Here is an 11,647-nt window from a genome sequence, read left to right as displayed (position 1 = left end):
GAGGGGGTGGAGACGACGGGGCAGCTGTCGTTCCTGAGGCTGCATGGGTGCGAGGGCTTCCAGGGGTATCTGTTTGGGCGGCCTGGGCCGGCGGAGACTATCGATGCATTGCTGGACCCCGCGGGCTGACGGTAAGGGATCCACGGTGCAGAGAGCCCGCGTGGCAAGGGCGTAGGCATGTGGTTTGACAAGCTTCTGGACCGCAAAGCGCCAGGCCTGCGTGGCTTGCTGCTGGTCGTAGTCCTCGCATTGATGGGCGCAGTGCTGGTGGTGCAAGGGGCGCAACACTGGCGCGTCGGCGAGCGGTCGGCCGAGCGCTCGCGTCTGCTGCAGCAGACGGCAGACACCTTGCAAGCACAGACCACCGGTGGCTCCATGCTGGGGGCGGTGTCTTTGATGGGGCTGAGCGAGCCTTTGCTCAAGGACATGGCGCTGGGCCGCTTGCCCCCCGATCACCCTGAGGCCCTGGCACGCCTGGCCGTGGCGCGTGGGCGCTTTCTGGTGCAGGGCGTGTATGTCATGTCCGCAGACGGCACCGTGGTAGCCCATGAGACGCCGGGCGAACGGTCTACGGGCTTGAACCTCGCGTTTCGCCCCTATTTCCAGCAGGCCATCCAGGGCGCGACCAGCGTGTATGCGGCCATTGGCAGCAACACCCAGGAGCGCGGGCTGTACTACGCGGCGCCGCTGTACGAAAGCGACACGCCTTCGAGCAACATCATCGGCGTGGTCATGTTCAAGGTGGGCTTCGAGCCGGTGGACCTGCTGCTCAAGCGCGCGGGCCTGCCCATGGTGTTGCTGTCGCCGCAGGGGGTGGCATTTGCCGCCACCCGGACCGAATGGCAGTTTGCGGTGGCACCGCCGCTCACCCAGGCGCGCATCGACGCCATCCGGGCCACGCGCCAGTTCGGCCGCCACTTTGACAACGGCGTGGCGTCTGCGCTGCCGTTTGCAGCCGATGCGGGTGAAGTGCAGATCAATGGTGTACCCCATGCGGTCGAGCGCCGGGCCATCGACTGGCACGACCCGACCGGTGAGTGGCAGCTGGTGGCGCTGGACGACATCAGCGCCTTGATGACGTCATCACAGCGCGCCCGCATCGGGGCTGTGGCCTTTGTGCTGTTTTGCCTGCTGGGCCTGTTGCTGCTGGATTTGCTGCGCAGCCGCGCGCGCGTGGCCAGCGCGCTGGAGCGCTTCCGGGTGCTGGGGACCGCGCTGGAGAGCAGCCCCGTGTCGGTGGTGATCACCGATGGCGAGGGCCGCATCGACTGGGTCAACCCCCAGTACGAGCGCAACACCGGGTATTCGCTCGACGAGGTGCGGGGCAAAAAGCCCTCGCTGGTGGCGAGCGGCCAGACGCCCGCGCAGACCTATCAACTGATGTGGTCGGCACTGCTGTCGGGCAAATCCTGGCAAGGCCAGTTCGTCAACCGGCGCAAGGACGGGACCATCTACCACGACGAGGCCACGCTGTCCCCCGTGTTTGACGGGCATGGCAAGCGCATCGGTATTGTGGGTTTGCACGAGGACGTGTCCGAGCGCATCCAGGCGCAAAAGGAGCTGGAGCGCCGCGAGCGCTTGCTCAATGAACTGCTGGAGCAGCAGACCGCCATCTTCGACAACGCACCGCCCATCGTGCTGGTGTGCGACGGGCAGTTCCGCCAGTTCAACCCCGCGTTTGTGGACCTCATGGGCGGCACGGCATCCCAGCTGCTGGGCCTAGGGGTGTCGGTGCTGTTCGGTGGTGCGGGCCATGCCGACCTGTTCACCGCCCGCGTGACGCCCGGATTGGCGTCGGGCCAGGCGCTGCGCGAGACCGCGACGCTGTACCGGCTGGATGGCACCCGGTTCGAGGCGCGCCTGGCGGGCCGCAGCCTGAAGATGGACGACTTTGGCACCGCCTCGATCTGGGTGATTGAAGACGTCAGCGAACAGCGGCGCGCCGAACAAGTCATTCAGCAGGCCCAGGAGCGCCTGGAGCTGGCGCAGGAGGCGGGCAAGATCGGGGTGTTCGACCTGAACCTGGTCACCGGCGAAATCGTCTGGTCCGACAAGCTGGCGCAGATGATGGGCCTGCCGCCTGGCACCCAGCCCGACGGACGGGACTTCTGGCTCAACTGCCTGCATCCCGAGGACCGCGACCAGGCGGGCGCCTATTTCGACAGCTGCCTGGCCGGCACCGAGGATTACCTGCGCGACTCCTGGCGCATCGTGCGCCCGGACGGAGAGGTGCGCTGGTTCCTGGAGGCCGCACGCATTTTCCGCAATGCCCAGGGCCAGCCCGTGCGGGTGGTGGGGGTCAACGTGGATATCCACGATCAGAAGCTCCTGGAGGAACAGGTGGCGGGGCAGCTGGATTTCCAGCAGGCGCTGATCGATGCCATCCCGGTGCCCCTGTTCTACAAGGGGGCAGACGGGCGGTACATCGGGGTGAACCGTGCCTACGAGCAGGCTTTCGGGGTGACGCGCGAGACGCTCATCGGCAAGACGGTGATGGACCTGGACTACCTGCCGCAAGAGACCCGCACCCGCTTCGAGCAGGACGCGGTACAGGCCATGGAAGGCGAGCGCAAGGTGCACCGCGAGGTCGACTTGCCTTATGCTGACGGTGAGCTGCACCACACGCTGTTCTGGCTGCATGGCTTTGCGCGCCCGGATGGCATGGCGGGCGGCACCATCGGTACGTTTGTGGACATCACCGACCGCCAGCGCGCTGAACAGGAACTGCGGCGCGCCAAGGAGCTGGCCGAGGAGTCCACCGCGCTCAAGTCCAACTTCCTGGCCAACATGAGCCACGAGATCCGCACGCCGATGAACGCGATCATTGGCATGTCGCATCTGGCGCTCAAGTCGGGCCTGAGCCCGCGCCAGCACGACTATGTGAGCAAGATCCAGCAGGCGGGCCAGCACCTGCTGGGCGTCATCAACGACATACTGGACTTCTCCAAGATCGAGGCGGGCAAGCTGGTGGTGGAGCGCCAGCCGTTCCTGCTGGACCGCATGCTCGAAAGCGTGTCCGACGTGGTGGGCTACAAGGCCGGAGCCAAGGGACTGGAGCTGGTCTGCGATGTGGCCAGCGACGTGCCCCCCAACCTTGTGGGCGATGCGTTGCGTTTGGGCCAGATCCTCATCAACTACGCCAACAACGCCATCAAGTTCACGGAGTCGGGCGAGATCAGCATTGCCGTGCGTTTGCTGGAGGAGATGGGAAACCAGGTGCGGCTGCGTTTCGAGGTGCGTGACACCGGCATCGGGCTCACCGACGAGCAGATGGCGCGCCTGTTCCAGAGCTTCCAGCAGGCGGACACCTCCACCACGCGCCGCTACGGCGGGACCGGCCTGGGGCTGGCGATCTGCAAGAGCCTGGCCGAGCTGATGGGCGGCGAGGTGGGCGTGGAAAGCCGCTTTGGCAAGGGCTCCACCTTCTGGGTGTCGGTGCCGCTGGAGCGTGGCGCACCGGCGCGGGTGCTGCTGCCACCGCCCGACCTGCGGGGCACCCGGGTGCTGGTGGTGGACGACAACCACACGGCGGCCACGGTGCTGTCAGACATGCTGCAAGCCATGGGTTTTGTGGTGGAACAGGCGCATTCGGGCCTGGAGGCGCTGGACCGGCTGCGCGAGTCCATGGCCCATCAGCAGCCGTTTGGCCTCTTGCTGCTGGACTGGCACATGCCGGGCATGGATGGCGTGGAGCTGGCCGGCCACATCCGCAGCCTGGGCATGCCCAAGGTGCCGCAGATGCTGATGGTGACGGCCTACGGGCGCGAGGACGTGATGCGGGCCGCACGTGCGCAGGGCATTGAAACCGTGCTCATCAAGCCCGTCAATGCCTCGCTGCTGTTCGACACCCTGATGCAGCCGCTGGAGGCATCGGGCTCGGAGCGACGTCGTGCAGTCACCCCCGCCCCTGCGGCCGACGAGCTGCCCCTGGACATCCGGGGCGCCAGCGTGCTGCTCGTCGAGGACAACGAGCTCAACCAGATGGTGGCGATGGAGTTGCTGCTGGACGCGGGCTTCGCCGTGGACGTGGCAGAAAACGGGCAGATCGCCATCGACCACATTGAGCGCAAGCACTACGACGCCGTGCTCATGGACATGCAGATGCCCGTCATGGACGGCGAGACCGCCACGCGCCTGCTGCGCGGCAACCCGCGTTATGCGCAGGTGCCCATCATCGCCATGACGGCCAACGCCATGGAGGCGGACCGCCAGCGCTGCTTTGCGGCCGGCATGAACGACCATGTGGCCAAGCCCATCGAGCCTGCGGCCCTGTGGGCTGCGCTGGCCCGGTGGATTCGCCCCCGCGAGGGGCTGGGTGCCGCGGTACCACCCGCGCGCAGCAATGCGGCGCCAGTGGCGGCTTCGGTGGCGGCAGGGGCTGCCGGTGCGACGGCCGCAGGCTGGCTCCCGGTGGATGTTCCTGATCTGCCGGGCCTGGACACCAACCTGGGCCTGCAGCGTGCGCTGGGCAAAACGGGTCTGTATGCCGAGATGCTGCGCCGCTTTGTGCAAGGGCAGGCCCCGGTGCTGCCAGAGCTGCAGCGCGCCCTCGCGGTGCATGACGTAGCGCTGGCCGAGCGCCTGGCCCACACGCTGCGGTCGGTGGCCGCCAACATTGGCGCGCAGGCCGTGTCGGACCGCGCGCAGGCGCTGGAGCACGCGCTGCGCTTTCGCCATGGCAACGAGGCCATCGTGCCGTTGCTGGCGGAGCTGCGCGCTGCGCTACAGCCGCTGCTGCAGGGGCTTCAGGACTGGGTGCTGCAAGCGGTGCAGGGACAAGCGGCACCGGAGCCCGGTATGGCGCGATCTGCGGGCGTATCTGGGCCGGGCATGACGCCCGCCGAGGCCGAACACCATTTGCGCCACTTGCTGGAGCAGGACGACCCTGCAGCCACCGAGTTTTTCCAACACAATGGCGTGTTGCTCAAGGCGGCCCTGGGGAGCGCTTTCCAGGCTGTTGAAAAGCACACCCTGAACTTTGATTTCGAGCAGGCACTGGAGGCCATGGCTGCGGTGCCTGGCTCCGAATCCACCGCCCTCGAATCCCCCTGAACGGCACTTACGCAGGACATTTGCATGGACAACGCGCCTTTTGCCTCCAGCCCGGCGACCTTGGTAGACAAGCCGATTGCCACAGTGCTCGTGGTGGACGACACGCCCGAGAACCTCACCCTCATGGGCAGCCTGCTGCGCGAGCACTACCTGGTCAAGGTGGCGAACCAGGGCGAGAAGGCGCTCAAGATTGCGCAGTCGGCCACGCCGCCCGACCTGATCCTGCTGGACATCATGATGCCGGAGGTGGATGGCTACGAGGTCTGTCGCCGCCTCAAGGAGGCGCCCGCCACGCGCGACATCCCGGTGATCTTCCTCACGGCGCGCTCCGATACCGACGACGAGCGCATGGGGCTGGCGCTGGGCGCGGTGGACTACATCACCAAACCCATCAGCCCGCCCATCCTGCTGGCCCGCGTCAATACGCATCTGGCGCTCAAGGCCACGGCCGACTTCCTGCGCGACAAAAGCGCCTATCTGGAGCGCGAGGTCGCCATGCGCACGCTGGAGGTGCAGGCCATCCAGGACGTGACCATCATGGCCATGACCTCTCTGGCCGAGACGCGTGACAACGAAACCGGCAACCACATCCGCCGCACCCAGCTGTATGTGAAGACGCTGGCCGAGCGCCTGCGCCACCACCCGCGTTTTGAGCATCTGCTCAATGACCGCATGATTGAGCTGCTCTACAAGTCGGCGCCGTTGCACGACATTGGCAAGATCGGCATCCCGGACAGCATCCTGCTCAAGCCCGGCAAGCTCACGGTGGAAGAATTTGAGGTGATGAAGACCCACACCACGCTGGGCCGCGACGCGATCGAAGAAGCCGAGCGTCGCCTGGGCATGCGCGTGGCGTTTTTGAGCGTGTCCAAGGAGATCGCCTACAGCCACCAGGAAAAGTGGGACGGCTCCGGCTATCCGCAGGGCTTGGCGGGGGATGCCATCCCGGTGTCGGCCCGCCTGATGGCCGTGGCCGACGTGTACGACGCGCTCATCAGCAAGCGCGTGTACAAGCCCGCGTTTTCGCACGACCAGGCCTGCAGCACCATCGTGCGGGGCAAGGGCACCCACTTCGACCCCGACATGGTGGATGCGTTTGTGGACATTGCGGAAGACTTCCGCAGCATTGCGCAGAAATATCCAGACCCGGTGTAGGGTTCATCCTCCTGAGTCGCTTCGCGCCTTCCCCCTTCTCTCGAATGGCTGCGCCATTCGGGAAGGGGGACGCAGCCAGCGCGGCGGGGCGGCCCTTGCGCGGCTGCGCTGGTGTGGGTTGCGCCCACTGCGCGGTCCAGCTACCAGACCTCACCAGGGGGCATCGTGCGTCGGCTTTGCCGCAGGGCGCGGTGGGTGGATTTAGAACGGCGCGTCTTCGCCCTTGGCGGTGTCGGCCTGGGGAGCCGCCGATTCGGCTGCATCTGCAGCGCCTTCTGCCTCTGGTGTGTTGCTGGCTTCGGGCGCGTCGGCAGTCGCCGCCTGGCGCACAGCCGCCTTGTCGCCAGCGCTCGCAAACTTGCTGTACTTGCCCAGGATGGGCACCAGCTGGCCGTACACGCGGGGGTTGCCCGCCAGGCACTCGCGCTGCTCCAGGAAGTCTGCTTCCCCCGTGAAATTGCCCACCAGGCCGCCGGCCTCGGTCACCAGCAGCGAACCCGCTGCCACGTCCCAGATCGACAGACCTGTTTCAAAGAAACCGTCGGTGAAGCCCGCCGCCACATAGGCCAGGTCCAGCGCAGCGGCGCCGGGGCGGCGCAGGCCGGCGGTGCGCTGCATCACGTCGGCCATCATGTTCAGGTAGCTCTTGAAGTTGTCGCCCGGGCGGAAGGGGAAGCCGGTGGAGATCAGGCAGTCCTTGAGCTGGGTGCGCTTGCTCACGCGGATGCGGCGCTCGTTCAGGAAGGCGCCGCGGCCCTTGGTGGCGGTGAACAGGTCGTTGCGGGTGGGGTCGTACACCACAGCCTGCTCGATCTTGCCCTTCACGGCCAGCGCAATGCTGATGCAGTACACGGGGAAGCCGTGGATGAAGTTGGTGGTGCCGTCCAGCGGGTCGATGATCCAGACAAACTCCGAATCCCTCGCGCCGTATTCCTTGCCCGACTCTTCGGCCAGGATGCCGTGGCCGGGGTATGCCGTCAGCAGCGTCTCGATGATGATCTTTTCGGAGGCGTGGTCCACCTCGGTCACAAAGTCATTGATCTGCTTTTGCGAGATCCGCACCGATTCCACGTCCAGGGCCGCGCGGTTGATGATGGCGCCGGCGGCGCGTGCAGCCTTGATGGCCACGTTGAGCATGGGGTGCAGAGTAGACGACATAAATTGTGGTGGTTGGCAGCGCACGGCCAAGGTGGCGCGGGCGTCTGCGTACAGGATGAGCGGGGAGGTCCGACCCGTCCCGGCGATGCGGGCGGCGACAATAGAGGGCGGGATTTTACCCGCAGAGCCCTTTTTTGCCTAACCGGCCGCTTTCTCCCTCTCGCTCCGCCCGTCCATGAAGACCCGTTTTGTCCTGATCAACACCAGCCACGCCGGCAATGTGGGCGCCGCCGCCCGTGCCATGAAAACCATGGGGTTTGACGACCTGGTGCTGGTCGCTCCACGCTGGGCCAACGTGCTGCGGCGCGAGGAAACCATCCAGCGCGCCAGTGGCGCCTTGGATGTGCTGAACAACGCGCGCATCGTCGCCACGCTGGACGAGGCCCTGGACGGCATGAGCCACTTGTGCGCTACTGCCATGACGCCCCGCGACTTCGGCCCGCCCACGGCCGCGCCACGTGCCCACTTTGAAATGCTATTAAAAAGTGAGCTGCTCAGGCATGAATTTCTAGCGCAAGAGGCTCAAAACCCTTCAAATTCATCCAGCGACACCCCTGCAGACCCGAGCGTGGCCCCGCAAGCCGGCGTGGCCTTTCTCTTCGGCTCAGAGCGGTTTGGCATGACCAACGAAGACGTGTACCGCTGCCATGTAGCGCTGTCGATTCCCACCAACCCCGGCTTTGGCTCGCTCAACCTAGGGGCCGCTATCCAGGTGATCGCCTACGAATGGCGCCAGGCATTGGGCGGATTTGCGGTGCAAGATGCCACCCCGCCGCGCGCGCTGGCCGACGCGGCGCAGGTCGCGGGCATGCTGAGCCACTGGGAGCAGGCGCTCACCTCCATCGGCTTTCTGGACCCGGCCGCGCCCAAGAAGCTAATGCCCCGCCTTAACCAGCTTTTCAACCGCGCGCAGCTCAGCCCTGAGGAAATCCACATCTTGAGAGGTGTCGCCAAAGCCATGATCGAGACGGCGCAGGCGAAACGATAGACTGTGCAGCCCATTTACAAATAACCATAACAACCAATGTTCGCCCGCCTGCGCTCCGATATCCAGTGCATCCTCGACCGCGATCCTGCCGCGCGCAGCACGTGGGAGGTGATCACCTGTTATCCGGGCCTGCATGCGATCTGGCTGCACCGCCCCGCGCACTGGTGCTGGCACCACGGCCTCAAGTGGCTGGGCCGCTTCATCTCGCACTTTGCGCGCTGGTTCACCGGTATCGAGATCCACCCCGGCGCCAAGATCGGCGAGCGGGTGTTCTTCGACCACGCCATGGGCGTGGTGGTGGGCGAGACCGCCGAGATCGGCGACGGCTGCACCATCTACCAGGGTGTGACCCTGGGCGGCACCTCGCTGTACAAGGGCACCAAGCGCCACCCTACGCTGGGCAAGGACGTGGTGGTGAGCGCGGGCGCCAAGGTGTTGGGCGGCTTTGAGGTGGGTGATGGTGCCAAGATCGGCTCCAACGCCGTGGTCATCAAGCCGGTGCCTGCAGGCGCCACGGCGGTGGGCATCCCGGCGCGCATCATCCCGTCCAAAGAGGGGCAGAGCGCCGACGTGACCGAATCCCAGCCGGCGCGCAAGTTCACGGCCTATGGCATCACGCAGGAAGACGACCCGCTGTCGCAAGCCATGCGGGGCCTGATCGACAGTGCGTCCTCGCAAGAGCACCAGATTGCGCTGCTGTGGCAGGCCATCGAAAAACTCTCGGCCGCCAACCAGCAGGCCAAGGACTGCGTGCCGTGTGATGCGGCGATCAAGGAACAGTTCGAGGCGGGCAAGCTCAACGAGCTGGTGGGCAAGTAGTCCTGCAGCGAGTTGGGTGCTGGGCCGCCGCGACACCTGCGGCTATCGCTTCTCGTAGAAGGCGATCAGCGGCGGATCAAAAGCGGCATGGTCGAGTTGCCATAGTCCCAGAGGGCCCCGCAGAAAAGGTATCTGGTAGTCACTGCCTGGGGGAAACTGATCCCAGTACTCCCGTGCGCGCGGGAAGTACATGCGGGGCAGGCCCAGGGACGGGTCGACCGGTTCCAGCCGCATGGCGGAAGTCACGCGGTAGGTATAGGCCTGCGTCGGTCCGTCTGCAAGCCATTGGTCCACGCGCTTGGCGGCGGGCAGTGCAGCGCCCAGCGCCGCGAGGGCGACGAAGGTGCCCACCACCATGGATTCCCGGGCGGGGACTCCCCCGCGGTTCATGAAGAGGTAGCACGACAGCAGCAGAACGCCGGCCCCAGCAGCTGCGCCCAGTGGTAGCAGGGGGCTTACCAGCATGTTCAGCAACTGCGCATCGGTCAGTTCGAAGCGGCTGATGACGAAGGTGTCGATCAGGCTGAAAAGGAAAAGCGCGAAGAACGCGGCCACCATGCTGATGCTGCGGGGGTTCTTCTCCAGGGCAAAGTCCGTGGTCTGTTGCTCGTCAAGTGCGTAGTCCGGGAAGGCGCTGCGAAATATGTCTGACAGCGCCTCGCGCGAAGGCAGCGCGTACATGCCGGTATCCGCACAAAACAACAGCGCCCCGCGCGGGGTGTTCAGCTCGGCCCAATACAGGTTGCCCGCGCGCAGGTGCCGGTTACCAAGCCATTGCACGCTGGCGCTGGCCTTGTCGATAGACGATTCGAATGGGCGGTGGCCCTTCAGCCAGAAACCTTTGATGCGCAGTGTCTCGCCGTCGTCAATCAGCACACCCTTGGCTTCAAACGGCATGATGCGCAGCCAGCTCTTATAGAAACCAGGCCGTGCCAGATTGATGCGCCAGTAGTGCTGCCCCTTCAGGCCTTGCACCAGCGCATCCTGCCGCTGTTTCATGCTGCGGTTTCGCCAGTACAGGTAGCCAAGCAGGACCAGCAGCGGCAGATGGACAAGCCAGAGGTATTTCATAGCAGGTCCGCACTGCTACCGATGCGTACTGAGAAAGCGTATAGCGCCACAGTGTCGGGCTGTCCGGCGATCAGTTGGATGTGCGCGGTGCGCGAATCGCCGTCTTGGGCCGGAACGCCTTGCACACCTCATCGCGCGTTTCCAGGTACGGCCCGCCGATCAGGTCGATGCAGTAGGGCACGGCGGCAAATATGCCGGGCACGATCTGCTTGCCGTCGGCATCCTTCAGCCCCTCCAGCGTCTCGGCAATCGCCTTGGGCTGGCCGGGCAGATTGATGATGAGGCTGTTCCCCCGGACCACTGCCACCTGGCGCGAGAGGATGGCTGTGGGAACGAACTTCAGGCTGATCTGGCGCATCTGCTCACCAAAGCCTGGCATCTCCTTGTGCGCCACGGCCAGCGTGGCCTCGGGCGTTACATCGCGCAGCGCGGGGCCGGTGCCGCCGGTGGTCAGCACCAAGCTGCAGCCAGCGTCCACCAGCTCGATCAGCGTGGCGCTGATGCCGGCCTGCTCATCGGGGATCAGGCGCGGCTCGAAGGTGATGGGGTTGTGCAGCGCACGCGTGAGCCAGTCCTGCAGCGCGGGCAGGCCCTTGTCTTCATAGACGCCGGTGCTGGCGCGGTCGCTGATGGAGACGATGCCGATCTTGACGGCGTCGTGGACGGCTTCACTCATCGTCGTTGTCCTCGTCGGTGTCGCTGGCATCTGCCGTGCCGGTGCCGCCCAGGTGCTCGCGCACCAGCTGGAACAGCTCGCGGTACGCACGGCCCTTGCGGGGCGCCAGGCCTTGCGAGACCTGGACATTGGCCTCTTTGCCTGCGGGCTGTGCGTCCTTGCGCGCCTGGCGGATCAGCGCGCGCAGCTGCTGGGTGTCGGTGGTGGGGTGCTCGGCCATCCAGGCGGCCAGCGTGTCGTCATCGGCGATCAGGCGGTCGCGCCATTGTTCGGCCAGGTGCAGCTGCAGCTTTTCGGTGGCAGAGCCCTTGTGCTGCTCTTCCAGGGCCTGTCGGGCGGCCTGCACCAGCTCGGGTTCGAGCTTGCGCATGAGCTTGCCCACGTACTGCATCTGGCGGCGCTTGCCTTCAAAGTTGGTGATGCGCTTGGCCTCGGCCAGCGCCTCCACCAGCTTGTCGGGCAGGCCCACGGCGTCGAACAGGTCGGCGCGCAGGGTCAGCAACTCCTTGCCCAGGTCCTGCAGTTCATCGCTTTCGCGCTTGAGATCGGTGCGGCTGGCATCGGGCGTGCCTTTGAGTTCGGCCTTGAGCTGGATGTCCAGTTCGCTGCCTTCGGCAACGAACTGGCCTCGCACAAAGTAGCCTTTTTTGGGTTTGCGTGACATGGATGGTGGGGGCAAAAAACGAGTGGCGCAGAGCGCGCCACAGTGGCAAGTATCATAGCTGCCG

The 11,647-nt window shown here is 65.7% G+C and carries 8 protein-coding genes; 4 read left to right on the top strand and 4 right to left on the bottom strand.

Translation table 11 applies throughout. The features are described from left to right. Positions 1-177: 177 nt before the first annotated feature. Positions 178-5,052 carry a PAS domain S-box protein gene (locus ACT531_RS21010; protein ID WP_476018683.1) on the top strand — a complete coding sequence of 1,625 codons (4,875 nt, stop codon included), beginning with the start codon at positions 178-180 and terminating at the stop codon, positions 5,050-5,052. Between the two features lie 24 nt (positions 5,053-5,076). Beyond that, entirely contained in the window at positions 5,077-6,207 is a 1,131-nt protein-coding gene (locus ACT531_RS21005; protein WP_476018682.1) for a response regulator, read from the top strand. 201 nt (positions 6,208-6,408) lie between these two features. Here ACT531_RS21005 and ACT531_RS21000 read toward each other — a convergent pair whose 3' ends face one another. Then, complete coding sequence (locus ACT531_RS21000; protein ID WP_476018681.1) at positions 6,409-7,365, bottom strand: inositol monophosphatase family protein; 957 nt, start codon at positions 7,363-7,365, stop codon at positions 6,409-6,411. A 175-nt stretch (positions 7,366-7,540) separates the two neighbouring features. Between ACT531_RS21000 and ACT531_RS20995 the strand changes: the two genes are divergently transcribed. Both ACT531_RS20995 and cysE read left to right on the top strand, forming a co-directional pair. Continuing rightward, positions 7,541-8,353, top strand: coding sequence for an RNA methyltransferase (locus ACT531_RS20995; protein ID WP_476018680.1), 813 nt, complete (start codon positions 7,541-7,543; stop codon positions 8,351-8,353). Between the two features lie 36 nt (positions 8,354-8,389). Next, positions 8,390-9,172, top strand: coding sequence for a serine O-acetyltransferase (cysE, locus tag ACT531_RS20990; protein WP_476018679.1), 783 nt, complete (start codon positions 8,390-8,392; stop codon positions 9,170-9,172). A 42-nt stretch (positions 9,173-9,214) separates the two neighbouring features. Here cysE and ACT531_RS20985 read toward each other — a convergent pair whose 3' ends face one another. From ACT531_RS20985 to yjgA, 3 genes are all read right to left on the bottom strand, one after another. Beyond that, positions 9,215-10,243 carry a hypothetical protein gene (locus tag ACT531_RS20985; protein WP_110959924.1) on the bottom strand — a complete coding sequence of 343 codons (1,029 nt, stop codon included), beginning with the start codon at positions 10,241-10,243 and terminating at the stop codon, positions 9,215-9,217. A gap of 70 nt (positions 10,244-10,313) precedes the next feature. Next, positions 10,314-10,919, bottom strand: a complete 606-nt coding sequence (mog, locus tag ACT531_RS20980; RefSeq protein WP_476018678.1) for a molybdopterin adenylyltransferase — start codon at positions 10,917-10,919, stop codon at positions 10,314-10,316. Beyond that, the gene (yjgA, locus tag ACT531_RS20975; protein ID WP_209819021.1) at positions 10,912-11,583 is read right to left on the bottom strand and encodes a ribosome biogenesis factor YjgA; all 672 of its coding nucleotides are present in this window, start codon (positions 11,581-11,583) and stop codon (positions 10,912-10,914) included. The genes mog and yjgA overlap by 8 nt, the downstream gene beginning before the upstream one ends. Positions 11,584-11,647: the final 64 nt, after the last annotated feature.

Source organism: Acidovorax sp. DMC1 (assembly GCF_056314325.1).
This window is presented reverse-complemented; position numbering and strand designations above follow the sequence as displayed.